The sequence below is a fragment of the Quadrisphaera sp. RL12-1S genome (genome assembly GCF_014270065.1).
Taxonomy (GTDB): domain Bacteria; phylum Actinomycetota; class Actinomycetes; order Actinomycetales; family Quadrisphaeraceae; genus Quadrisphaera.
Genome location: NZ_JACNME010000003.1, coordinates 120,125 through 143,742, shown reverse-complemented (window position 1 = coordinate 143,742; position 23,618 = coordinate 120,125). Strand labels below are relative to the sequence as shown.

Sequence of the window (23,618 nt, the reverse complement as noted above, 5' to 3'; positions counted from 1 at the left end):
GGACCCCTCGCCGCCGCTGACGCCCCGTCGGTCGGTCCGATGAGCGTCAGCTGCACGAGCGCGTCCGAGGGGCGTCGGCTTCTCGCGGTCGCAGGTGCCGGGTGGTGTGGTGCCCGGTGGGTGGGCTCCAGCCCGGGTCCAGGAGCCCTGCCGGGCGTGAGACCACCCAGTGGGCACGAGACCACCCAGTGGTGCAGCGGGCGGGTGGGTGGGCGGTGTCGGGGGGCGGTCAGGCGGTGCGTCGAGGCTCCCGGCCGGCCAGGGCCAGCCAGAGCCCTGCGACCAGCCAGCCGACCAGGCTGAGCACCAGCAGGGCGAGGAAGATCCCTGTGAAGATCTCGCCGCCGTGCGAGACCACCGGGTAGGCGCTGTCCCAGTACCCGTCGTCCGACTGCGGGGTGCGGTTCGTCCACACACCCGTCACCAGGTAGAGCAGCGTCCCTGCGATCACGAGCACCACCGGCGAGCAGAACACCAGGGTCGTGCCGACCTTGGTGCGCCGGGTCCACCGCGGCGACAGCCACGCCAGCACCATCCCCACCACGGGCGCCAGCACGGGCACCACGAAGCCCCCCAGCAGCACGAGCAGCACCGCGGACAGCTCCAGGCCGCCCCACACCGGCCGCTCCGGCGCAGCCGGGAGGTCGACCGCGGCGGTCGTCGTCGTCCTGACCTGGTCGGCGGGGGCGAGCACGAGCCCCGCCTGCTCCGCCTCGGCGGCCACCAGCTGCTCCGGCGTGCCGAAGCGCTCGAGCGCCACGCGCAGCCCGACGTCGTCCAGGCCGCTGTGCTCCAGCTCGGCCAGGTGCTCGCGGACCTGGCCGACCAGCTCTGCGCGCAGGTCGTCGGGCAGGAGGCGGGAGGCCTCGTCGAGCCGGGCCAGGTAGCTGGCGACGGCGGGGGAGCGGGTCTCGGCCATCACGGGAGGTGTCCTTCCACGGGCTGCGGGTGAGTGGGGGCGCCGGGGTGTGCGAGCACGGCGTCGACGCCGTCGCGGAAGCGGGCCCACTCGGTGCTGAAGGCGGCCAGCGCTGCCGCACCAGCGGGGGTGGTCGAGTAGTAGCGGCGCGGCGGGCCGGTGGCCGACTCCTGCCAGCTGGTCTCCACCAGGCCGTCCTTGCGCAGCCGCGCGAGCAGCGGGTAGATCGTCCCCTCGCTGGTCAGCAGGCCCGTGGTGGACAGGGAGCGCACCAGGTCGAACCCGTAGCGCGGTGCGTCGGACAGCAGCGCGAGCACGCAGCCCTCCAGCACGCCGCGGCGCAGCTGCGGCAGTGCTGTGCCACCAGGTTCCATGCGCCACAAGGTACCCCGTCGACCGGCGCCACCGCCACGGCGGCGCTCCGCCTCAGCGCACGAGGTTGGGCGGGCGCTCCCCGCGCGCGAAGGCGCTCACCTGCTCGGCCACCTGCGCCCACGCGCGCTCGCCGGCGCCCTCGGTGTTGCCGGCCACGTGCGGGGTGAGCAGCAGGCCCGGCGCGTCCCACAGGGGGTGGTCGGCGGGCAGCGGCTCGGGGTCGGTGACGTCGAGCGCGGCGAGCAGCCGCCCGCTCTGCAGCTCCGCCAGCAGCGCCGACGTGTCGACCAGCGGCCCGCGCCCGGCGTTGACCACCAACGCGCCGTCGGGCAGCGCGGCCAGCAGGTCCGCGTCCACCACGTGGTGGGTCGCGTCGGTGAGGGGCAGGACGACGACGAGCACGTCGGTCGTGCCCAGCAGCTCGCGCGCCGCCTCCATGCTGACCACGCCCTCGCGCGCCCCGCGCGCCGCCACCGTGACCGACGCCCCGAACGGCAGCAGCCGCGCGCGCACGTTCTCGCCCAGGTCGCCCGCACCCAGCACGAGCACGCGGGAGCGCAGGAGGGTGCGCGCGGTGCGCCCGCCCCAGCGGTGCTCGCGCTGCGCGTCGAGGTGCTCCGGCAGCAGGCGCAGCTGCGCCAGCACCGCCGCGAGCACCCACTCCGCCGTCGACCCGCCGTGCGCGCCCCGCGCGGTGGCGATCGAGACGCCGGGCGGCAGGTCGCCCCACTGCTCGCTGCCCTGGCCCAGGCTCACCAGCAGCTGCAGGTCGGGCAGCTGCGCCACCTGCGCCAGCGCGGCCTCCACCTCCTGCGCCGACTCGGCGGGCCCGACCACCAGCACCGACGCGCCGCGCGCGGCGGCCGGCACGTCCGCCTCGGGCGCCACCACCACCGTCCGCACCCCGGCCGCGGACAGCGCGGCGACGCCGTCGTCCTCGGGGACGACCACCAGCGGGAGCTGCTCGTTCATGGCCGCATCATCCGCCGTCGTACCCTTGCCGGTCGTGGCAGCCGTCGACCTCCCCGCTGAGATCTCCTCCCTCCGCACCACCTACCGGACGGTGCGCGAGGTCAGCGACGTCGACGCGCTCACAGCGACCGTCGCCCAGCTGACCGAGCAGGCCTCCGCCTCCGACCTGTGGGACGACGTCGAGAACGCCCAGGCGGTGACGAGCAAGCTGTCGCACGCGCAGTCCGAGCTCGAGCGCCTGGAGAAGATGGGCGCCCGCATCGACGACCTCGACACCCTGGTGGAGATGGCCGACGAAGCCGCCGCCGAGGGTGACGCCGAGACGGCCGAGGAGACGCGGGCGGAGGCCGAGAAGGAGCTCGCCAGCATCCGCAAGGCGCTCGGCGAGCTCGAGGTCCGCACGCTGCTGTCGGGGGAGTACGACCAGCGCGAGGCGCTCGTCACCATCCGCGCCGAGGCCGGCGGCGTCGACGCCGCCGACTTCGCCGAGATGCTCCTGCGCATGTACCTGCGCTGGGCCGAGCGCCACGGGCACAAGGCGGAGGTCATGGACACCTCCTACGCCGAGGAGGCGGGCATCAAGTCCGCCACCATGGCCGTCCACGCGCCCTACGCGTACGGGACGCTCTCGGTCGAGCAGGGCACCCACCGCCTCGTGCGCATCAGCCCCTTCGACAACCAGGGCCGCCGCCAGACGTCCTTCGCCGGGGTGGAGGTGCTCCCGGTCACCGAGGAGACCGACCACATCGAGATCCCGGAGAACGACCTCCGCGTGGACGTGTTCCGCTCGTCCGGCCCCGGGGGGCAGTCGGTGAACACCACCGACTCCGCCGTCCGCCTGACCCACCTGCCCACCGGCATCGTGGTCAGCTGCCAGAACGAGAAGAGCCAGCTGCAGAACAAGGCCGCCGCGCTGCGCGTGCTGCAGGCCCGCCTGCTGGTCCGCGCCCGCGAGGAGCGCCAGGCAGAGCTCGACGCGCTCAAGGGCGACGACTCCGGCAGCTGGGGCAACCAGATGCGCTCCTACGTGCTGAACCCGTACCAGATGGTCAAGGACCTGCGCACCGAGCACGAGGTCGGCAACCCCGCCTCGGTCTTCGACGGCGAGATCGACGACTTCCTGGAGACGGGCATCCGCTGGCGCCGCCAGCGCGAGCGCGCGTCCGAGAACTGACCGGGCGGGCGGCGGGACAGGCGCCCGCCGCCGTCGTCGTCGCGGTCGTCGTCACAGCCACGCCGGAGGCGACACGCCGGGCGAGATGCCCGGTTCGGGCCCCCCTGCCTGCATAGCCTCGAGGACGCACACCCGCACCCGAGCTGGCAGGCGACCGTGATCCGCTTCGAGTCCGTCTCCAAGACCTACCCGCGGTCCAAGCGACCCGCCCTGCACCGGGTGAACCTCGACATCGAGCGCGGGGAGTTCGTCTTCCTCGTGGGGGCGTCCGGCTCGGGCAAGTCGACGCTGCTGCGCCTCGTGCTCCGCGAGGACGTCGCCACCCGCGGCCACGTGCACGTGGCGGGCCGCGACGTCGCGCGCCTGTCCAGCTGGAAGGTGCCCCACCTGCGGCGCCAGATGGGCGTGGTCTTCCAGGACTTCCGCCTGCTGCCCAGCAAGACGGTCTTCGAGAACGTCGCCTTCGCGCTGCAGGTCATCGGCAAGAGCCGCCACCACATCGCCCAGGTGGTCCCCGAGACCCTGGAGCTGGTCGGCCTGGCCGGCAAGGAGCGGCGGCTGCCCAACGAGCTGTCCGGCGGCGAGCAGCAGCGCGTGGCCGTGGCCCGCGCCTTCGTCAACCGGCCGGCGATCCTGCTGGCCGACGAGCCCACCGGCAACCTCGACCCGGCCACCAGCGACGGCATCATGAAGCTGCTGGAGCGCATCAACCGCACCGGCACCACCATCGTCATGGCCACCCACGACCACGGCCTGGTCGACGCGAGCAAGAAGCGCGTCGTGGAGCTGGAGGGCGGTGTCGTCGTCCGCGACGAGGTGGCCGGCGGGTACGGCCTGGCCCCCGTCACGGGCCTGGTCAGCGCGCAGCTGCCCGCCGTGCCGCCCGTGCCGCCCGTGCCGCCCGTGCAGCCCCTGCACCCGACCCAGCAGGGGGTGTCCTGGTGAGGCTGCGCTTCCTGGGCGGCGAGATCCTCAGCGGTCTGCGCCGCAACACGGCCATGACCGTCTCGGTGGTGCTGGTCACCTTCGTCTCGCTCGTCTTCGTCGGTGCCGGGGCCCTGCTGCAGCTGCAGGTCGGGCAGATGAAGGACTACTGGTACGACCGCGTCCAGGTGTCGGTGTTCCTGTGCGCCAAGGACTCCGAGGCCCCCACGTGCACCGGGGGAGAGGTGACCGCCGCGCAGCGCCAGGAGGTGCTGACCGAGCTGCAGTCGCCCACCCTCGCGCCGTACGTGGAGTCCGTGCAGTTCGAGTCCAAGGCGGACGCCTACAAGCGCTTCCAGGAGCAGTTCAAGGGCACCGCCATCGCCGACTCCGCCACCGAGGACCAGCTCAACGAGTCCTACCGCGTCAAGCTCAAGGACCCCACCAAGTACGAGGTGGTCACCCAGTACTTCGCCGGGACCCCCGGCGTGGAGGAGGTGCAGGACCAGCGCCGCGTCCTGGACCCGTTCTTCACCGTGCTCAACGTGGCCACCGCCGTGGCCGGCGGCTTCGCCGTCATCATGATCGTGGCGGCCGCCCTGCTCATCGCCACCACCATCCGGCTGTCGGCGTTCAGCCGCCGCCGCGAGACCGGGATCATGCGCCTGGTCGGCGCCTCCAAGCTGCTCATCCAGCTGCCGTTCCTGCTCGAGGGCGTGCTGGCCGCCGTGGTCGGCGCCGGGCTGGCCGTGGGCGTGCTCTACACCGCCGTGCGGTTCGGGGTGCAGGGGTGGCTGGTGCAGGCGCTGCCGCTGTTCGGCTACGTCGGCACCCACCAGGTGTGGATGGTGGCGCCGGTGCTCCTGGGCATCGCCGTGCTGCTGGCCGGTGTCGCGTCCGTCACCACGCTCTCGCGCTACCTGCGCGTCTGAGCCGTCGTGGGGGGACCGGGACGACGACGACGGCTGCCAGCGCTCGCGCTGGCGGTCGCCCTGCTCGTCGGTGCTGCCGGCGCGGCCGGGGTGGCCGACGGCGCCACCAGCGCCAGCGCCGACACCGTCGAGCAGCTCAAGGCCAAGCAGCAGCAGGTCAAGGACGCCCTCGCGCAGGCGCAGGAGGGCCTCGCCGACACCGGCGAGCGGGCCCAGCAGGCCGCCGCCGAGCTCGCTGACGTCCAGGCCCGCCAGCCGGTGGCCCAGGCGGCCCTGGCGACGGCGCAGGGCGAGGTGCGCACGGCCAAGGACCGCGACGTCGAGCTGGCCGGCCAGCTGGCGGCCGCCGAGGCCGCAGAGCAGGTGGCCACCCAGGAGCTGGCGCGGGGGGAGTCCGACCTCGCCGAGGCCGAGAAGCGCGTCTCCCGCCTGGTCTCGGCCACCTACCGCGGTGGCGGTGTCGACGCCGGCCTCGCGGCGGCCGTGATGGGCGGGGAGGGGCCCAGCGACCTGGCCGACCGGCTGGCGCTGGTGGACGCCGCCGCCCGCCTGCAGCAGGGGTCCACCTCCCGCCTGGCGCAGGTCCGCGCCGAGCAGCAGCACCGCGCAGACCGCCTGGAGGCCGTCCGCCAGCAGATGGCCGATCTGCGCCAGCAGGCCGCCGACCACCTCGTGGACACCCAGCGCGCCGAGGCCCAGGCGCAGGCGGCCACCGACGAGCTGGCGCAGCTGGAGGCCACCAAGGAGGCCGCGCTCGCCGACCTCGAGGCGCAGAAGAAGGCCTACCAGCAGCAGGTGGACCAGGCGCAGGCCGAGAGCGACGACATCGCCGCGCAGCTGCGCGCCCGCGCCCGGGCCCGCGGCGGCTCCGGCGGCGGTGGTGGCTCAGCGGCGCCGCAGCGCGGCCTGCTGGGCAACCCGCTGTCGTCGATGGTCGTCACGTCGGGCTTCGGCTACCGGATGCACCCCGTCTACCACGTGGTCCGGCTGCACGCCGGGACCGACTTCGCCGCCGCCTGCGGCACCCCCGTGTACGCCGCCGCCGACGGCGAGGTGGTGCGCGCCGGGCCCGTCTCGGGCTACGGCAACTACCTCGTCATCGACCACGGGACGGTGAACGGGCGGGACCTCGCCACCGCCTACGCGCACCTGTCGCGCTTCCAGGCCTCGGTCGGGCAGGACGTCAAGAAGGGCCAGCTGGTGGCCTACTCGGGCGCCACCGGCGTGGGCACCGCCTGCCACCTCCACTTCGAGGTGCGCATCGACGGCGCTCCCACCGACCCGATGGCCGGGTGGCTCTGAGGCGGCTGCTCCAGGGCCGGTGCCACCGGCCAGGGGGGCGAGCTCTTGCTGGCCGCCGAGCCTCGGCGCAGGTCGCGGTGCGCCGACGACGAAGCCCGACGCCGCAGACGGGGATCCCCCGTCGAGATGGCCCGCCCGCTGTCGGCAGCGGTTGGGGTGCCCTTCACCCGCAGGGCGCAGGGGCCTGGTTGTCCGGCACCCTGCGGAAGGTCTCGCGGTGGCCGCGCTCGTCGGAGAAGGTCAGGGTGTCGCCGTCGATGGCGGCCCATCCCCGCTGGTAGGGCGTGTTCCAGTCTGCAGGTGCGTGCCCGGCGCCATCGGAGAGGACTCCTCCCACCCGTTCGTAGGAGGAGTACCCGTCGGTGGCCTCGCTGATGCCGCAGCCGGTGGGGACGACGACAGAGATGCGTCCCAGGTCATCGGTGGTCACCTCGTCAGGGTCGCGAGGCAGGAGCTGTCCGTCTCGGGTGGCTCGCAGGCTGATGCGGTAGTTGTCCCCGTCACAGCCCGCACCGTTGGGCTGGAACAGCTGCGGGGTGATGGTCGTGCTGGCCTGGTAGGCGACCTCACCGCGCTCGGTGGTGACCCGGACGGCCACGCGGGTGGGCTCGTCGTCCAGATCCGCCTCGACGCGGCTGTACAGGTTGTACTCGTCGTTGCCCGCGAAGCCGATGGTGCGGCTGGCGCTCGCGGAGGGGACGCTCACCTCCGCGAAGTAGTCACCGCCCTCGAAGGGCAGGGCGGTGGTGAAGTCGACGTCGACTCCCTCAGAGCTGCCGATGGCGGTGCAGGCCTGCGGCAGCCCGAAGGGGCCGCTGCCGCCGCAGGCGGTGAGCGCGCCGGCGACGGCTGCGGCGGTGAGGACACCGGCCAGGGGGCGCGTCAGCACGTCCGCTCCCGACGCGGCGTCGCCGTCGGCGTGGACGCGAGCCGCACGAGGTCGTCCTCTGCAGCAACGCCTTCTGGCGGCATGGGGACAGCGTCGGTGCCTCGACCCTCGCGGACCAGCACGAAGTGATCACGATCCTGGCCTCGGTGCCTGGTCCTGATCCAGCCGTCGCAGATGGGATCGCTCACCGGACGCTGTGAGGCCTCTGCGTCACCTCATCGGCCGACCGGTGCTGGTCGTCGCAGACAGGCTCGTCGTGCGGCCAGCGGGACACTGATGATGTCCGCGCGAACGCACGTGACCGTGGGACGCGGTTGCCGGCCGACGGCACGAGCTGACAGCTCGATGACCGTCGAGCGAGGCCTCTTCACGCGTCGTCGCTGCCGAGCTCGACCGATCGGTCGTCACCACGTCGACCGAGCACCCCGCTCACGCGCCCTGCCCCGACGTCGGGTCCTCACCCCCGCCCACAGGAAGGTGAGGAGTCCGAGCGCCACCGGGACCGCCATGCACGCGAACATCAGGGAGTAGCTGTCGCTCTCGGTGACCCCGGTGGTGTGCACCGAGGAGACGAACGCCCCGGCCAGGACCGGCATCACCAGGTAGGCGAGGTCGACGCCCATGTAGGTGGTGCTGCCGGCCACTCCCCGGCGTTCGCGCTCCACGGACGTCAGCGCGAGGGTCTGCACGGCGGGCTGGCAGACTCCGTACCCGAGCGCGGAGACCACACCGGCCAGCACGAACCCCGCCAGCGACTGCGCGGTGGCGACCAGCGCGAACGAGGCGCCGAACAGCACGGCCCCGGTGATGATGACGCTCCCGGGACCGAACCGGTCGGCCACCTTGCCGGCCACTGGACGGGCGAGCAGCATCGTCACCGCGTAGGCCGTGAAGTAGAGCCCGATGTCGGCGACGCCGAGGCTGTGCCCGTAGAGGACGATGAAGGAGTTCACCGCCGCGAAGGCTCCGGCGAGGAAGAAGATGATCACCGCGGCGGGGAGGGCCTCCGGGGCCACCATGCGCCTCCAGGACATCGACAGCCGGCCGGACTCCGCGGGCGCCGGGCTGCTCATGCGCAGCGCCATGACCAGCGCTAGAGCCATGAAGGCGGCGCTGGCGAAGAACGTCGCGCGGTAGCCCACCAGATCCACGAGAGCCAGCCCGAGCGCCGGCCCGGCCGCCATGGCCACGGCCTGGCCCAGGGAGAAGATGCCGATGCCGGAGGCCATGCGGCCCGGCGGGAGCGCGTCGCTGGCCATGACCAGAGCGACCGGAGCTAGCAGGCCCATGCCCAGGCCGTGGAGCAGGCGGCCCAGCACGAGCACGCCGTAGGAGCCTGCAAGGCCGTAGCAGGTGAAGGCCGCGGCGATCACGCCGACCGTGATCGCCAGCAGCACGTTGGCCCGGACGCGGAAGGTCACCGGTCCGACGAGGGGCCTGACCGCCAGGGCGGTGACGGCGAAGGCACCGGTGATCGTGCCGACCGCCACGGCTGAGGCCCCCAGCGAAGCGGCGTACGGGGGGATGACGGCGATCATCATGTACTGCGCGAGGTTGATGACCACGTTGACGGCCGTCACGGCGACGAAGGCGCTGGTCCAGATGCTGTGCGCCCTCCCCGGCTGCGCGCTGGCGCCGCCGTCGCTGACCGCGGTCCCGGGGCTCGCGGGCCCAGCGGTGGGTGGAGCGGTCATGCGCTGGTCCCCGCATCCAGCAGGTCCTCGATCAGGTGGGCCAGGTGCGTCGAGAGCTCGGCGTGGTGGTCGGTGACGTAGAGGACGCGTCCGCAGGCCGAGGCGCGCAGGCCGAGGAGGTCGACGGCGAACCACTCCACCGGCAGCCACAGCTGCCCCCCGAGCAAGACCGCCTCGGCGTCCATCGCCCGGACCCTGCCGTCCACGAGGCAGGCGGCGCTGCCTCGTGCGACGGCGAGGTGGCGGCCATCAGGGAGCTCGGCCTCGGCCGTCGTCCCGTCCTCGCTGGTGCTGACCCGCACGCCGAAGGCAGCGCCCAGGAAGCCCACCGGTGCGTAGAGGTGCTGCGCGCGGACCAGGGGGTCACCCTCGACGCCGTGGTGCTTGAGCACCTGGCGGCGCAGGACGGCGCCCCCGACGGGCACGGCCCGCTGGCCGACCCAAGCGTGGTCGGCGCCCTCGGCGACGGCAACGGCGACAGCGTCGCCCGCGCGCGGAACCAGCGGCGCCGAGTGCTCGAGGCGGCCGTCCGCGGTGCGGCGCACCCCGGAGAACAGCAGGTCCCAGACCACCTCGGCGTCGTCGATCGTCTGGCCGTGGTCGCGGTCCTTGACGTCGCGCAGCACGACGTCGGCACGGCGCCCGGCGTAGAAGGCGTAGTTGTCCCGTCCCCGCACGGCGATCTGCGGGGGGCCCTCCACGCCGTTGACGGCCTTCCAGTAGTCCAGGTCACTGCGCAGCACCTCGCGGACGCTGCTGCCGGTGAACGGGGGAGCGGTGTCGTGCTCGGCCAGGCACATCAGCACCGGGACCGGGCCGCCGGCGTTCCGCGGTGCGCCGTCGTCGTCGACGAGGAGCTGCGGCGCCGTCAGCCCTCCGGAGCCGGCGAGGCCGGCGAGGCGGTGCCCGGCGTGGCGGGCGAACTGGTCGCTCATCACGTGACCCATCGACATCCCGTGCAGGTGGACACGGCAGGGGTCGACGTGGTGCTCAGCCACCGCCCAGTCGATGAGGGCGTGGAGGAAGCGCATGTCGGCGTGGTCTTCCGCGCGCTCGGCGGGGTGGTCGAGCCAGATACCGCTCGGGTTGGGCGTGCACACCGCCGCCACCTGGTCCGGGGGCACCTCGAGGGTCCACACTCGGCGCGACGTGGCGTCGGGGAAGACCACCACCAGTCCCTCGCGCTCGGCCACCACCGTCCACGAGCTGTAGACGGCCTGGCCCCAGCCCGTCATGAGGCCGCCGTGCACGGAGACGACCAGCGGTGGGGCGGTGCCGGGGCGCAGGCTGCGCGGTACGTAGCAGTACCAGGTGTTCTGCTGCCCGGGCACCAGCTCGCCGTGGTGCTCGCGCAGACCGTCGGGGTACGGCAGAGAGTTGTTGCCGCTCTCGTTGACCACCAGGTCGCTGCCCCTGAGCGCTGCGGGGAGGTAGTCGCGGTCTCCCTCCAGCGGTGTCCCGGGTCGCAGCACCGGCAGGCCTGACGGCACCTGCAGCAGCGCTGCGTCGGCGCTCATCGACGCGGCCCGGTGGGCGCGAAGGTTCCGGTGGGCTCCACCCCGAAGAAGTCGAGCGCCCGCTCGACGGCGAGGTCCCAGAAGCGCCACTCGTGGGAGTAGCCTTCCCGCCGCTCGAAGGTGGCGTCCAGGCCGATCTCTCGCGCGTGAGACTCGAAGGCCGCCCACCGCGGCTCGAGCGGGTCGTCGCTGCCGATCGTGAAGAGGAGCCGCGGCAGGGTTCCGGTCCCGGCGAGCCTGTCGATGGTGGCCCACACGTTCTCGTCCGAGGCGCGGAAGGCGTCCAGCCCCCCTGCGTTGGCGGCCTGGCCGCGCAGGCGCAAGTCCATGAGGTCGGTGCTGGTGGCCAGCTGCTCCTCGGTGAGCGGGGCCAGGTCGACCGGGGCGGCCGACAGCACGGCGGCAGCAGCGAACCGCTCGGAGAAGTTCACGGCGTACTTCACCGCGCCGCGTCCACCCATCGACAGCCCAGCGATGAAGGTGTCCTCGCGGCGCGTCGAGACGGGCAGCCAGTTCTCCACGAGGGGCATGAGCTCGTGGGTGAGGTAGCCGTACCCGTCATAGCCGAGCGAGAAGGACGGCCAGTCCGAGTAGTTGCTGTTGTGGGCGGTGGGCATCACCACCACCAGGTCGCGCTCGGTGGCGTAGGTCTCGATGTTGGTCCGGCGCACCCAGTCCGAGTGCCCGCCGAAGGTCCCGTGGAGGAGGTAAAGCACGGGGTAGCGCCGGCCGCTCCCGTAGAAGTCGCGGGGTGAGGCGCCGGGGGGCAGGTCGGGCAGGACGACGTCGACCAGCGTCCCGCCGCGTAGGTGTCGGCTCTGGAGGTCGAGGGTCATGAGCGCCATGGGCGGGTCCCGTCTCGGCGTCGGTGCGCCGCTGCGGGCGCCGGTCGGTGCTCGGACGAGCGCGCCGTCGTCGGCTGCTGTCCGTGGCTGATGACGACAGGCTAGTAGTGCTAAATTTCAGCCCCACTGACTCGTCCGGAGGGGGTTCCGATGCGGCACGCCAAGGTGCGTCTCAGGGACGTCGCGGAGAAGGCCCGGGTCTCGTCCACCACGGCTTCGCTCGTCCTCAGCGGACGCGCGCAGGAGTTCCGCATCGCGGACGCCACGCGCGATACCGTGCTCGAGACGGCGCGGTCACTGGGATACGTCAGGGCCACCTCCAAGCGGCGCAGCAGCACGGCAGCTCCGCCGCTGTGGAGCGTGCTGCTCCCCAGCGACTTCGAGGCGGGGCCCTCCACGCTCTTCGTGCGAGGCGTCCAGCAGTACGTGGACGCCGGCAAGATCCAGGTGGACGTCGTGGTCGTCCCCTTCGAGCGAGGGAGGCTGAGCGACAAGCGCGCCTTCGCGTCGTCATCGTTCTCGCGTGGAGTGATCATGGTGGGCCTGACGGACGAGGACGTCGCCTTCGTGGACGGTGCCGACTTCGACGTCCCGGTGGTCCTGTTCAACCGGGCGGCGAGCGGCTGCGCATCGATCGTGGTGGACGACTACGACGCCGGCCAGCAGGTCGCGCAGCACTTCCTCACGCGCGGGCTCGAGCGGTTCGCCGTGCTCGCGCCGCCGCACACGAGCCGGGCGCTGAGCATGCGCACCATCGGCTTCCTCGACGAGCTGCGCCGCGCCCGCGGCGGTGACCCGGTGGGGCAGGTGCAGCAGGTGGTGGGAGACGCCGGCGACGCCGAGGGCTATCGCCGCGCCCTCGGCCAGCTGGACGTCGGGGGTGGCCGCACCGGGGTGTTCGTGCTCAACGACCAGATGGTCGGCGGGCTGGTCAACCACCTCGCGGAGCTGGGTGTCCCCGTTCCCGATCGCGTGGAGCTGGTCTCCTACGGCGACAACCCGATCAACACCGTGGTCCGACCGACGGTCTCCAGCGTGGCCGTCCCCGCGGACCGGGCCAGCACGGAGTGCGCACGCACGCTCCACCACGCCGTCGGCAACCGCGAGGCGATGGTCGACGTCACGCGCCTGTTCGGGACGCACCTCGTGCTGCGGGAGAGCTCGCCGGTTGCGGGCTGATCCCTGGAGCCGGGGTGGAGTGCCACGAGGGGCCGCCGGCCGGTGCACCAGCACCGGCCGGCGGCCCCTCGGCGCGTGCGGCGCCAGGGCGGTCCGGGGGTCGGCCCGGACCAGCCCGGGTCAGCGCACGTTCTTGATGCGGTAGACGAGCAGGCCGCCCACCAGCGACACGACGGCAGCGGAGGCGAACCAGGTCGCGTAGCCGGCACCGAACAGCGAGTCACCCACGGGGATGAAGACCAGCCCGGCCAGGAACGGGCCGAAGGCCACCGGCAGCACGTTGGCGGTGTTGAGGACGCCGAGGTCCTTGGCCAGCTGGTCGCGGTCGGGAAGAACCTCGATGCACAGGGCCATGTCGACGGCGAGGAACAGACCACCGCCCATGCCGATGAGCGCCTGCGCCACCAGCAGCGCCACCAGTCCGGTGGAGACCCCGAACTGCGGAGCGAGGGCGAACAGCAGCACACCCGCCGACGCGATGACGGCGCCGGTGCTCACGAAGACGCGGCGCCTGCCCAGCCGGTCGCTGAACGCGCCGCCGACGAAGGCGAAGAGGATGTTGAAGCTGGTCATGGTGAGGGTGAGCCACAGGTTGAAGCGAAGCTGCTCCGCCACCTCGCTCATGCCGAAGCTCGAGGCCAGGTACAGCGGGGTGTAGGTGACGACCGAGGCGTACCCGAAGACGAACATCGCCTTGGTCAGCCAGGCCCACCCCAGCTCGCGGTGCTTGAGAGGGTTGAAGACGAACGCCGCGAGGAAGGTCTTCACCTGGAACGGCTCGGGAGCGGAGCGCAGCACGCGGTCCTTGAGGGTGAAGGCGAAGAAGAGACCCGCGACCAGGCCGATCACGGCGGGGATGCCCATGCGGAGCAGGTCGTTGGGCAGAGCGGTGAGGCCGACGGCTCCCAGCACGATGCCGATCGGGGCCGTGGCGCCGACCATCCCAGCGACTCGGCCGCGCCGGGCCTCGGGCACCTGGTCGGCGACGGTCGCGGTGAGCCCGGCCTGCACCACGTTGAGGAAGAACTGCACGCCTGACCAGCCGACGGCCAGCACGAGCACGCTGGGCGCGAGCGGGATGACCAGGAGGGACAGGAACGTGCCGATGGTGCCCGCGATGATCCACGGCTTGCGCATGCCGTGGCGCGAGCGCGTGCGGTCCGAGAGCCGGCCGATGAGCGGCTGCGTGACGATCGCGAAGAGGCCGCCGATGCCGGTGACCACGCCCAGCACCGTGCCCGCCTGCTCCAGCGGCACGAGCGACTGCACCTTGACGGCCAGGCCACCCAGGCTCGGGGCGAAGGTCGCGAGGAACAGGCCGATGGACGCCAGCATGTACTTGGTGCGGTACCCCGCCGGCTCGCGCAGGGCCGAGGCGGAGGGCAGGCCACCTGGCGCGAACGGGGGCACCGGTGCTGACGGCGGGAGAGGCGGTGGGACGGTCACCACCGCGGCAGCTGCCGCTGCGGTGGGCGCGAACAGGGGTGCATCCGGAGAGGGGGCGCTCATGAGTGACTCCTTCGTCGAGCGGCGAATCCCGTTCGCGGAGCACACAGCGCCGCGAGTGCGGGAACGCTAACAGCGCTAATCGTTAGTGCTCCCGTGCATCCACTGGTGACATTAGTGAGAGGTCCGGGTCGCGGAGGCCAGCTGCGTCTGCACGTCAGCCGCAGCGGCCGCGACCACCAGGAGGACCGTGGAGCGGGGCCCTCGCCGTCGGAGCTCTCGCGGGGAGCCACCGGGCGAAGGCTCCTCCTCACGACCCCTGACCGGCCCCACACGGCTGACCGTCCCTGCGCATGGGAGATCACCACCGAAGGCACCGCGGTGCCCGGCGGGCAGCGTGTCGCACTTGGCGACCGCCGACCGGACGGCCGTCGGGCCACTGCGGCCGACGTCGTCACGCCGAGTGCTGGAGTCTCAGATGCCCTGTTCGGTGGTCCGTCTCACTCCACCCCCGGTGAACGAAGATCGACATGGGTCGTCGCTGGGTCCGTTGGCTCAGCCTCCCCGAGTGGCCCCGACGGCTGCGCAGAGACCCCGACGCCGCCCGCGTCACCCACGGCGATGACCGGCTCTCACCCGTCCGGGACCTGGTCTGGTGGTCGGTCCTCCCCGCGACGGGTCTACAGCAGGCGTCGTGGCGCCCAGTCACGCTCGGCAGTCGTCGTCTGGGTCGGCGACGGCCGAGAACCCGGTGGCGGGCGTCCGTAGACTGGAGGGATGGCCGGACGAGGTGGGCGCGGGGAGTGGCACGCGCCGCAGACCAACAAGCCCGCAGCCGCCACCGGCCGTGACACCACCACGCGCACCGTGGTGGCCTCCAACCGGCGAGCCCGCTTCGACTACGCCATCGAGGACGTCTTCGAGGCGGGTCTGGTGCTCACCGGCACCGAGGTGAAGTCGCTGCGGCAGGGCCGCGCCTCCCTGGTGGACGGGTTCGCCGAGGTGGAGCGGGGTGAGGCGTGGCTCGAGGCCGTGCACATCCCCGAGTACACCGAGGGCACCTGGACCAACCACGAGCCGCGCCGACGCCGCAAGCTGCTGCTGCACGCCGCGGAGATCGACAAGCTGGCGCAGGCCGCGGGACAGTCCGGCTACACGCTGGTGCCGCTGCAGCTGTACTTCCGCGGCGGCCGGGCCAAGGTCGAGATCGGTGTGGCGAAGGGCAAGAAGACCTTCGACAAGCGCCAGGCGCTGCGCAACGCCACTGACGAGCGCGAGGCCCAGCGCGCCATGCGCACCCGCACCCGCGTCGGGGAGTAGCCCCGGTCGGCCGTCGTCGTCCTCCGGGTCGCGGGAGGGCGCCGCGCGGCGCAGGGTGTGACCCGTGCGCGCTGTCTACCACTCGTCCTACGGCGGTCCCGAGGTGCTGGAGGTCGGCGAGCAGCCCGACCCCGTGGTCGGGCCCGACTCCGTGCTCGTCCGCGTCAAGGCGGCCGGGGTCAACCCGGTCGACTTCAAGGTGGGCGCCGGGTACCTGCAGGGGGCCTTCCCGTCGTTCCTCCCCACGATCGCCGGCTGGGACGCCGCCGGCGTGGTCGAGGCGGTCGGCCCGGCCGTGCGCGACCTCGCGCCCGGTGACGAGGTGCTCGGGTACCTGCGCAAGGACTTCGTCCGCGACGGCTGCTACGCCGAGCTCGTGGCCGGTGCGCAGCGCCACTGGGCGCTGAAGCCGCCCGCGCTCTCGTGGGAGGTGGCCGGCGCGCTGCCGCTGGCGGGGCTCACGGCGCTGCAGTCGCTGGAGGCCGTGCGAGCCGGGTCGGGCGACACGGTGCTCGTGCACGCCGCCTCGGGCGGCGTCGGCCACCTCGCGGTCCAGATCGCCAAGGCCCGCGGTGCCCGGGTGATCGGCACGGCGAGCGAGCGCAACCACGACTTCGTCCGCTCCCTCGGCGCTGAGCCGGTGGCGTACGGCGACGGGCTCGTCGACGCCGTGCGCGCGCTGGCGCCGGAGGGCGTCGACGCCGCGGTCGACTACGTCGGCGGAGACGCGATCCGGCAGTCCGCCGAGCTCGCGAAGGACCCCGCGCGCACGGCGTCCAACGTCGACCCCCAGGCCGTCGCGGAGGCCGGGGGCGTCTACTGCTTCGTCACCCCGCACGCCGAGCAGCTCGCGCAGCTGGCGGCGCTCGTAGCGGACGGCGCGGTGCGTGTGGAGGTCCAGGAGGCGTTCGCGCTGGAGCGCGCGGCTGACGCGTGGAAGGCCCAGATGGACGGCCACGTGCGCGGGAAGCTCGTCCTCACCACCTGAGCTCCTGCTGAGGTGGCGCAGATGCGCGTGATCGTCGCCGGGAGGGCCGGCACATCCCTCCTCCCGGCGACGATCGTGCGGCTGAGCGTCACGTCCGGCGTGGAAAACCGCTGGCCGGTGGGGTGTCGTCGTCGTCATGATGGTCGAGCTGCCCGACCAGCGGCGCCCCGGTGGATCACCGGTCGCGTCCCGCACCAGCGGGCAGCGCAGCACACGGATGCTGGCGCTTGTCACGCGCTGAGGTTCGAGACCTCATCTCTGGCGGCGACCGGTGGCCCGGCTGCGCCCGTCAGGGCGCGGCGAGCTGTGCTCGGACCCGTGCGCCGTCGGCGCCCGTCCGGGCCGCTGGGCGCCGGTCGTCGTCGTGCTGCTCACGACGACGACGACGGACGGAGGCGAGCGACGTGTTCACCCAGCACCAGGTGGTCCGGGAGGGCCGCAGGGCGGTGGTCCGCTACGACGGGCGCGTCGTCGCCGTCCTCGGAGCCGGCCGCCACCGGCTGCGCGGGCGCCGGCGGCGGCGCACCGTCGAGGTGGTCGACGTCCGCGACCAGCTCCTCGTCCTGACCGGGCAGGAGCTGGCGGCCGCGGACGTCCCGGGCGTGCGCGTCAGCGCGTCCGCCCGGTGGGCGGTCACCGACCCGGTCGCCTTCCTCGACGCGTCGGCCGACCCGGAGGCCGAGCTGCGGATGACGCTGCAGCTGGCCGTGCGCGACTGGGCCGCTGCGGCTCCGCTGGCGGAGCTGCTCGCGGGCCGTGCGCAGGCGGCGCCGGTCCTGACCGTGCGCGTCGCCGCCGAGGCGGCCCGGCTGGGCATCGCTGTGGCCGAGGCGTCGGTCCGCGACGTCAGCGTGCCGGGGGAGCTGCGCCGGGCCCTGCTCGCCACGGCGACCGCCGTCCAGGAGGGCCAGGCGGCCCTCGAGCGGGCGCGCGGCGAGGTCGCTGCCACGCGAGCGCTCGCCAACGCGGCGCGGATGCTCGGCGAGAACCCCGCGCTTCTGCAGCTGCGCACGGTCCAGGAGGCGGCGAAGGGGACGGGCTCGACGGTCGTCGTCCGCGTCGGCGACGCGACCACCTGAGGCACCCGCGGGGCGCTCTGCGCTGTCCGGTCGTCGACCCGGGCCACACCGCGACGACGATCATGCGGCTGCGCGTCAGGTGACCGCCCCCGCTGGGGACTCTGACGCCCGGTGGGCAGGCTCAGACCCGGGTCAGGGCCCGGAAGCGGAGCTCAGCCTGTCCACCGGGGCCCAGCCTGCCCAGTGCGCGCCGGTGCTCCCGGGGGAGGTGGCGCTCATGTGCGTGATCGTGGAGGAGGTGGGGGAGGGCGGTCAGGAGCGGGGTGGGCGCAGGCGGGCCGCGGCCGTCGAGTCGATGACCAGCAGCGCCAGGCCCTGCAGCACCACGGCGAGCCCGTGGCCGCGCAGGGCCGCGTCGCTGGTGCGCCGGCCCCGCAGGCGCCGCGGCACCCTGTCGGGCCGGGCCGCGAGCGCGGTCCCGACGCCCACGTACCCGACGTCCGCAGCGGTGTTGGCGAGCAGCAGCGTCCGCAGCCGTCCCGCGGGCGGTGTCCCCCCGCGCGTGCTCGCCGAAAGCACCCCGGCGTCCACCGCCGCCCAGAGCAGGGTCTGCAGGCCGAACGCGCGCAGCAGCGGGTCCTTCCGGGACCGGCCCGCAGCGATCGCGGCCGTGCCGCCCACCGCGCTGACGCCCACCCACGCTCCCAGCGAGCGCTGCAGCTGCCGCTCGACCGCTGCCACCTGACCGATCTCGCCGTCGTCCACCGCCCCAGTCTGGTGCTGCGCGCAGGAAAGCCGCGAGCGCCGCACGCGGACGAGCGCGTAGACTGTCGCCACAACTCCACAGGGGGTGCCAGGTCTCGACGTCGCATCGTCGAACCAGGGGAAGCGGGTCGAGAAGGCAAGGTCATCTCGTTAACGTTCCTTGCAAACCCATAGGTGCCGATTCCAAGAGCACCGACTTCGCTCTCGCTGCCTGATCAGCTGAGTTGAAAGTCCGTCGGCCCGGGAGTGCTCCCGGCCCGGGTACCGGCGTCAGCTAGGGGGCTCCACCACCGACCAGTGTCACCGGGGTCGGTGGGAAACCAAGGTGACTGGGCCTGTCAGCGCAACGTCCGTGTGAGCGCTGGGGCCGAGCAGAACGACTCACGGTCTGCACCCGGAGAAGCCCTGGGGGTACGACGGCGGACGCGGGTTCGATTCCCGCCACCTCCACCCCGTGCGAAGGGCCCGACCACCAGGTCGGGCCCTTCGTCATGCCCTCGCCGCGCCCTCGCCGTGCACGGTCAGGTGCTGGCTGTGGGCGTGGGTGGGGTCGCAGAGCGCGTCAGCCGAAGGTGAACCGCGTGCAGTCGGTGGGGAAGGAGGTCCAGGCCAGGGCCTTGACCGGCACCAGCACGCGCAGCCCTCCGCCGTCCTCTCCTGACCAGGCGTCGGGGCCGGGGGAGTACCCGGCGTGGTGGTACTTGGCGAACGCCGCTGCCAGGCGCTGCCCCAGGCCCTCGGCGTCGGCGCGGGTCGGGTGCGACGCCCCCTCGACCACCACGGCCTGCTCGCCGCTCTCGAGGTGCAGGGCGCAGGCCGGGCCGGTGGCGAGGTTGCGCGCGTGCACGGTGGTGGCCGCGCCGTCGTACCAGAACCGGCCGTCCACCCAGACGCCCCAGCGGGGCACCACGTGCGGGCGCCCGTCGGGCCGGACGGTCGCCAGCCAGTAGTGCTGCGCCGCCACCAGCCGCTCCTCGACGGCGGCCCAGTCCAGCAGGCCGTCGGTGGTCTCGGGGAGCCCGTAGCCGTCGGGCATGGTCGGTCGCTCGGCGCGCGGCTCCACACTGGTCGTCATGGCGGGGACCGTAGAGCGCACCACCGACGGCGCGGGCGCGGCGGACGACGCGCGGTGCCCCTGCGGCAGCGGGGAGGTCTACGGCGCCTGCTGCGCCCGGTTCCACCGCGGCGAGGCCGACGCCCCCACGGCCGAGGCGCTCATGCGCTCGCGCTACAGCGCCTTCGCCCTGCGCGACACCGCCCACCTCGCGCGCACCTGGCACCCCTCCACCCGCCCGTCCGCCGAGGAGCTGCAGCTGGACGAGCAGCAGCGCTGGCTGCGCCTGGACGTGCTCGACACCACCGGAGGGGGCCCCTTCGACGACGAGGGCACCGTCACCTTCGAGGCGCGCTGGCGCAGCGGCGCCGAGCGGGGAGTGCTGCGCGAGCGCAGCCGCTTCGTGCGCGAGCAGCGGCGGTGGACGTACCTGGACGGCGCACCCGCCTGAGCGCGGCAGCGCGGAGCGCGTGGGCCGGCCCCACCTGAGAGGTTGGTGCGGTGCGCTACGGGTCCGCGGCCAGCCTCGCGCTGCTGGCCGTCGCCGTCCTGGGCGACTCCACCGCCGCGACGTACGCGCTGGCGCTCGTGGCGTTCTGGTGGCTCGTGCCGGCGGTCCCGCTGCTCCTGGTGGCGGTGCTGGGCCGTCGGTGGCGCAGCGCGGCGGCGCTCCTGGCGCCCGCGCTCGTCGCGGCCGGCACGTGGGGCCCGCTGCTCACGCCGGAGCGGCCCGGCGGTGCGGCGGACCTGCGCGTGGCCACCTACAACGCCACCCACGGAGCGGGGACGCAGGGGGTGCTCGCGCTCGTCGCCGAGCACCACCCGGACGTCCTGGTGCTGCAGGAGCTGACGCCGCGGCAGGTGGCCCTGCTGGACCGGCAGCTGGCCGCCGTCTACCCGCACCGCTCCTTCGGGACGCCGGACCCCCTGCAGCGCGACGGTGACGCGGTGCTCTCGCGCTTCCCCGTCACCGGCGCGGAACCGGTCACGGGGCTGCCCACCGGGGCGCGCCCGGCCGACCTCGTGCACCTGGACGTGCGGGGCTGGCCGACGTCGGTGCTGTCGGTGCACCTGGCCAGCCCCTGCCTGCTGTGCGGACCGGACGGCGACGGGTTCAACCCGGCCGGGAGCACCGCGCAGTCGGCGCGGGTGCGGGTGGCGGAGGCGCAGCGCTACGCCGACCTCGCCGCTGAGCGGCGGGCGCATGGGGACCTCGTGGTGGTGGCCGGGGACGTCAACTCCTCCGAGCTGAACCGGCCGCTGCGGCTGCTGACGGCCGAGGGCCTGGTCGACGTGCAGCGGGAGGTGGGGCGCCGCCCCCAGCTGACCCGGGGGCCCGGGCCGGGCGTCGCGCGCGTGGACGTGGTGCTGGTGGCGGGGCTCGAGCCGCTGCGCACGTGGGAAGGGGCCCGGGGGCCGAGCACCCACTCCCCGGTGCTGGCCGACCTCGCCCTGCCCCGCTGAAGCCCGGGGCGGCCGCGGGCTCAGCCCGGTGGGCTCGCGGCCGCCGCGGGCCGCGCCAGCTGCACGCACGCCGCCAGCGACAGCACCACGCCCACCAGCACCGGGGCGGCCCAGCCGGCGCGGACGCCGTCGCCGAGGAGCAGCAGCCCCGCCGCACCGCCGACCACCACCTCCACCACCCACAGCGCGGCCGTGGCCACCACCACGCCGTCCCCGGCCAGGGACCTGCCGTACAGCAGCGTCCCGGCGACCCCCGACACCACCACCACCCACGTGGCCGGCTCCGCGAGCAGGCCCAGCACGGACGCGGGCTCCACCAGGCGGGCGCACAGCGCCGCCACGGAGTACCCCACGCCGGCGGCGGTGGACAGCACCAGCGCGCCGGTGCGCCCGGTGAGCCAGCGACCGCCCCACCCGGCGGGCACGGCGGCGAGCAGCGCCAGGACCACGGCCATCGCCAGGCACCAGCCCACGGTGCCGGGCGGCGCCGGCTGGGGCCGGCCCGGCCGGGCGCCCGCGGCCACCAGGGCCAGCCCGACGACGGCGACGGCCACCGCCACCGCCCCGCTGCGCCCCAGCCGCACGCCGAGCACTCGGGCGCCGAGCACCGCGGTGACGGCGAGCGAGCCGGCGAGGAGCGCCTGGACGGCGAACAGCGGCAGCGTCCGCAGCGCCACCAGGGAGACCAGCCACGCCGCGCCGTCCAGGACCACGCCCCCCAGGTAGGCGGGCTGGCGGGCCAGGCCCGTCGCCGCCGCGCCGGCGCCCGGGGCCGCGGAGGCCTCGGCCCTGCGCGCCCCGACCGCCTGCAGCACGGAGGCCAGGCCGTAGGCGACGGCCGCGACGAGGGCCGCCGCGATGCCCAGGGCCGCCGCTGCGCTCATCGCGAGGGCGACCCGCCGCGGGCGCCCGCGGCGTCGTCGTCGCCCTCGTCGTCCTCGGGGGCCTCGTCGCGCGTGCGGCCCGGCAGCCGGTCCAGCAGGGCCGTGCCGACGCCCTGCAGCTGCTCGCCGAGGCGGGGGATCGCGGAGATCAGGGGCAGCTCACCGGTCAGGCCCTCGGCGCGGGCCACGGCCAGGCCGTCGGTGGCCAGCTGCGCGAGGTCGTCCACCACCACGTAGCGGGCGCGCCAGGCCGGGTCGTACTTGGCGTTGAACTTCCACAGCGACTCCATCTGGGAGTGGCTGCCCAGCCGGGTGAGCACCTGGCGGGCGATGTCGGGCACCCGGCCCTCCTGCTCGCCGCTGACCACCGTGCGCAGCACGGCGAAGTTCAGGCCCAGGCCCTTCTGCCCGGCGTCGCGCACGTGCTCCGCCGTCGCGATGATCATCGCGTCGATGATCCCGGAGGGCAGGTCCTCGTCGGTGGAGCGCCGCATGACGTCCAGGGACCAGCCCTCGACGTCGGCGGCCGGCACCCACTGGACCAGCCCGACCAGGCGGCTGCTGCCGTCCTCGCGGGTCTGGCGGGCCAGCGTGAGCATCACCTCCGGGTCCACCGGGTCCGCCAGCCGGGAGAGCGTCATCGAGAAGCCCCGCTCGGCCTCGCCGCGGCGGCTCTGCACGCTGAGCGCCTCCAGCTCCGCCCGCAGCTCGGGGGTGAGCTCGGCGGGGGAGTGGAAGCTGTAGGTGACACCGGCGCGGCCGACGCGGTTGAACGCCTGGCGCAGCGACTTCATCGAGCCGCCCTGCAGCGTGAAGGTGCTGGCGTCGAGCACGGCCTCGTCACCCAGGTACACGCCGCGCATGCCGTTGCGCTCGTACAGCGGCAGCCAGGTCTCCGAGGCGCCGATCACCAGCACCGTCCACCCGTTGCGCTCGGCGTACTCGCGGAAGTCGGCCCACACGGCCGCGCGCTCCTCCGGGGGCCCGACCGGGTCGGGGGAGACCAGGCAGACGTCACCGCGCACCGAGTGCGCCACCACCGAGGAGCCGGAGAAGAACCAGTCCTTGTCGTCGCGCAGGGCGAAGTAGGCGAGCGTGTCACCGCCCCAGCGGGCCACCACCCGCCGGGCGCGCTCGCGCTCGCGGTCGTGGTCGTGCCGGGACAGCCGGGGCGCGCGCCGGGGCGCGAACAGCAGCCACAGCGCCGAGCAGACCAGGCCCACGCCCACCACCGGGAGCACCCGGCTGGAGGCCGGTCCGAGCCCTGGCACCACGCCCTCGGGCACGCCCACGCGGCGCGCCTGCTCGACACCGACCAGGCGGCCCGCCGCCTCCTTGGCGGTCTCCCCGTAGTACCGGTGGTGGTGGTGGCCGCCGAAGCTCACGGCGATCGCCACCGCCACGAAGACGGCCACGAGGGCCCCGCCCACGCTGAGCGCCACGGCCCGCAGCGCCACGGCGCGGCTGGGCAGCACGGGGAAGGCGCGCCGCTGGGTCACGAGGTAGGTGCCGACCCCCGCCGTGAGGACGGCCTCCTCCCAGTCGATGCCCTTGACCAGGTGCAGCAGCGTCAGCACCACCAGCAGCGCCAGGGCCGCGGCCCACGCGAGGCGGCTGCCGCGCCGCAGGCCGCGAGCCACCACGAGCAGCGTGCAGCCGGCCAGCGCCGTCACCCCGGCCGCCGTGGCGGGCACGAGGAAGGGGGTGAGCCCGATCAGCGTCTCCAGGCGGTCCCGCAGCGGCGGCAGGACGGCCGACAGCAGGGCCAGCACGCCCACCGCTCCGGTGAGGAGCGCGGCGACGCGGCGGCGGCGGTCTCGGCGCACGAGCATGTCCACGAGAGGAGATCCTGACCCACGCCGGTGGGTACCGCCGCGAGAACGCCCCCGTGCGGCTGCACACGGGCCAGCTGCCGGGGAACACCCAGGCGCCACGCAGGTCGTTGCCGGGCGCACC

At 74.1% G+C, this 23,618-nt stretch carries 22 protein-coding genes and 1 other RNA gene; 11 read left to right on the top strand and 12 right to left on the bottom strand.

The genetic code is table 11. The features are described 5' to 3' along the window. Positions 1–229 precede the first annotated feature (229 nt). From H7K62_RS06940 to H7K62_RS06930, 3 genes are read right to left on the bottom strand one after another with little or no spacing between them, the layout of a single operon-like run. The gene (locus H7K62_RS06940) at positions 230–919 is read right to left on the bottom strand and encodes an HAAS signaling domain-containing protein (RefSeq protein ID WP_445500219.1); all 690 of its coding nucleotides are present in this window, start codon (positions 917–919) and stop codon (positions 230–232) included. Continuing rightward, the gene (locus H7K62_RS06935; RefSeq protein WP_186717218.1) at positions 919–1,293 is read right to left on the bottom strand and encodes a PadR family transcriptional regulator; all 375 of its coding nucleotides are present in this window, start codon (positions 1,291–1,293) and stop codon (positions 919–921) included. The genes H7K62_RS06940 and H7K62_RS06935 overlap by 1 nt, the downstream gene beginning before the upstream one ends. A gap of 52 nt (positions 1,294–1,345) precedes the next feature. Next, positions 1,346–2,266, bottom strand: coding sequence for an NAD(P)-dependent oxidoreductase (locus H7K62_RS06930; RefSeq protein WP_186717217.1), 921 nt, complete (start codon positions 2,264–2,266; stop codon positions 1,346–1,348). Between the two features lie 34 nt (positions 2,267–2,300). On the opposite strand from H7K62_RS06930, the gene prfB reads away from it, so the two are divergent. The 4 genes from prfB to H7K62_RS23615 all read left to right on the top strand — a co-directional run bounded on the left by prfB (position 2,301) and on the right by H7K62_RS23615 (position 6,598). Next, the gene (prfB, locus tag H7K62_RS06925) at positions 2,301–3,440 is read left to right on the top strand and encodes a peptide chain release factor 2 (protein ID WP_186717216.1); all 1,140 of its coding nucleotides are present in this window, start codon (positions 2,301–2,303) and stop codon (positions 3,438–3,440) included. A 156-nt stretch (positions 3,441–3,596) separates the two neighbouring features. Further along, positions 3,597–4,385: a cell division ATP-binding protein FtsE gene (gene ftsE / locus H7K62_RS06920; RefSeq protein WP_186717215.1), complete on the top strand. Its 789-nt coding sequence runs from the start codon at positions 3,597–3,599 to the stop codon at positions 4,383–4,385. Beyond that, complete coding sequence (gene ftsX, locus H7K62_RS06915) at positions 4,382–5,296, top strand: permease-like cell division protein FtsX (RefSeq protein WP_186717214.1); 915 nt, start codon at positions 4,382–4,384, stop codon at positions 5,294–5,296. The genes ftsE and ftsX overlap by 4 nt, the downstream gene beginning before the upstream one ends. Before the next feature lie 6 nt (positions 5,297–5,302). Then, complete coding sequence (locus H7K62_RS23615; protein ID WP_186717213.1) at positions 5,303–6,598, top strand: peptidoglycan DD-metalloendopeptidase family protein; 1,296 nt, start codon at positions 5,303–5,305, stop codon at positions 6,596–6,598. A 163-nt stretch (positions 6,599–6,761) separates the two neighbouring features. On the opposite strand, the gene H7K62_RS06905 is transcribed toward H7K62_RS23615, so the two are convergent. The 4 genes from H7K62_RS06905 to H7K62_RS06890 all read right to left on the bottom strand — a co-directional run bounded on the left by H7K62_RS06905 (position 6,762) and on the right by H7K62_RS06890 (position 11,534). Next, positions 6,762–7,487 carry a hypothetical protein gene (locus tag H7K62_RS06905; RefSeq protein WP_186717212.1) on the bottom strand — a complete coding sequence of 242 codons (726 nt, stop codon included), beginning with the start codon at positions 7,485–7,487 and terminating at the stop codon, positions 6,762–6,764. Between the two features lie 404 nt (positions 7,488–7,891). Next, positions 7,892–9,181: an MFS transporter gene (locus tag H7K62_RS06900; RefSeq protein WP_186717211.1), complete on the bottom strand. Its 1,290-nt coding sequence runs from the start codon at positions 9,179–9,181 to the stop codon at positions 7,892–7,894. Continuing rightward, positions 9,178–10,698: a stalk domain-containing protein gene (locus H7K62_RS06895; protein WP_186717210.1), complete on the bottom strand. Its 1,521-nt coding sequence runs from the start codon at positions 10,696–10,698 to the stop codon at positions 9,178–9,180. The genes H7K62_RS06900 and H7K62_RS06895 overlap by 4 nt, the downstream gene beginning before the upstream one ends. Then, positions 10,695–11,534, bottom strand: coding sequence for an alpha/beta hydrolase (locus H7K62_RS06890; RefSeq protein ID WP_222437207.1), 840 nt, complete (start codon positions 11,532–11,534; stop codon positions 10,695–10,697). The genes H7K62_RS06895 and H7K62_RS06890 overlap by 4 nt, the downstream gene beginning before the upstream one ends. A gap of 159 nt (positions 11,535–11,693) precedes the next feature. Here H7K62_RS06890 and H7K62_RS06885 point away from each other — a divergent pair, with 159 nt between their 5' ends. Then, on the top strand, positions 11,694–12,722 hold the full coding sequence (locus tag H7K62_RS06885; RefSeq protein WP_186717208.1) for a LacI family DNA-binding transcriptional regulator: 1,029 nt from the start codon (positions 11,694–11,696) through the stop codon (positions 12,720–12,722). Positions 12,723–12,842: 120 nt separating this feature from the next. Here the strand turns inward: H7K62_RS06885 and H7K62_RS06880 are convergent, their stop codons facing one another. Continuing rightward, positions 12,843–14,231 carry an MFS transporter gene (locus H7K62_RS06880; RefSeq protein WP_186717207.1) on the bottom strand — a complete coding sequence of 463 codons (1,389 nt, stop codon included), beginning with the start codon at positions 14,229–14,231 and terminating at the stop codon, positions 12,843–12,845. A gap of 714 nt (positions 14,232–14,945) precedes the next feature. Here H7K62_RS06880 and smpB point away from each other — a divergent pair. From smpB to H7K62_RS06865, 3 genes are all read left to right on the top strand, one after another. Further along, the gene (gene smpB / locus H7K62_RS06875) at positions 14,946–15,488 is read left to right on the top strand and encodes an SsrA-binding protein SmpB (RefSeq protein ID WP_186717206.1); all 543 of its coding nucleotides are present in this window, start codon (positions 14,946–14,948) and stop codon (positions 15,486–15,488) included. A gap of 64 nt (positions 15,489–15,552) precedes the next feature. After that, positions 15,553–16,476: an NADP-dependent oxidoreductase gene (locus tag H7K62_RS06870; protein WP_186717205.1), complete on the top strand. Its 924-nt coding sequence runs from the start codon at positions 15,553–15,555 to the stop codon at positions 16,474–16,476. A 404-nt stretch (positions 16,477–16,880) separates the two neighbouring features. Then, positions 16,881–17,555: an SPFH domain-containing protein gene (locus H7K62_RS06865; RefSeq protein WP_222437206.1), complete on the top strand. Its 675-nt coding sequence runs from the start codon at positions 16,881–16,883 to the stop codon at positions 17,553–17,555. 252 nt (positions 17,556–17,807) lie between these two features. On the opposite strand, the gene H7K62_RS06860 is transcribed toward H7K62_RS06865, so the two are convergent. After that, positions 17,808–18,260, bottom strand: a complete 453-nt coding sequence (locus H7K62_RS06860) for a DUF6992 family protein (RefSeq protein WP_186717204.1) — start codon at positions 18,258–18,260, stop codon at positions 17,808–17,810. Positions 18,261–18,341: 81 nt separating this feature from the next. Here H7K62_RS06860 and ssrA point away from each other — a divergent pair. Further along, positions 18,342–18,713, top strand: a transfer-messenger RNA (tmRNA) gene (gene ssrA / locus H7K62_RS06855). A 109-nt stretch (positions 18,714–18,822) separates the two neighbouring features. On the opposite strand, the gene H7K62_RS06850 is transcribed toward ssrA, so the two are convergent. Next, positions 18,823–19,335, bottom strand: coding sequence for a pyridoxamine 5'-phosphate oxidase family protein (locus tag H7K62_RS06850; RefSeq protein ID WP_186717203.1), 513 nt, complete (start codon positions 19,333–19,335; stop codon positions 18,823–18,825). Between H7K62_RS06850 and H7K62_RS06845 the strand changes: the two genes are divergently transcribed. Next, on the top strand, positions 19,334–19,765 hold the full coding sequence (locus tag H7K62_RS06845) for a YchJ family protein (RefSeq protein WP_186717202.1): 432 nt from the start codon (positions 19,334–19,336) through the stop codon (positions 19,763–19,765). The two genes, H7K62_RS06850 and H7K62_RS06845, sit on opposite strands and share 2 nt — an antisense overlap. A gap of 50 nt (positions 19,766–19,815) precedes the next feature. Next, on the top strand, positions 19,816–20,778 hold the full coding sequence (locus H7K62_RS06840) for an endonuclease/exonuclease/phosphatase family protein (protein ID WP_186717201.1): 963 nt from the start codon (positions 19,816–19,818) through the stop codon (positions 20,776–20,778). 20 nt (positions 20,779–20,798) lie between these two features. Here H7K62_RS06840 and H7K62_RS06835 read toward each other — a convergent pair whose 3' ends face one another. Then, entirely contained in the window at positions 20,799–21,662 is an 864-nt protein-coding gene (locus tag H7K62_RS06835; protein WP_186717200.1) for a hypothetical protein, read from the bottom strand. Further along, positions 21,659–23,494 carry a bifunctional lysylphosphatidylglycerol flippase/synthetase MprF gene (locus H7K62_RS06830; RefSeq protein WP_255479830.1) on the bottom strand — a complete coding sequence of 612 codons (1,836 nt, stop codon included), beginning with the start codon at positions 23,492–23,494 and terminating at the stop codon, positions 21,659–21,661. Before H7K62_RS06830 ends, H7K62_RS06835 begins: the two co-directional genes overlap by 4 nt. Positions 23,495–23,618: the final 124 nt, after the last annotated feature.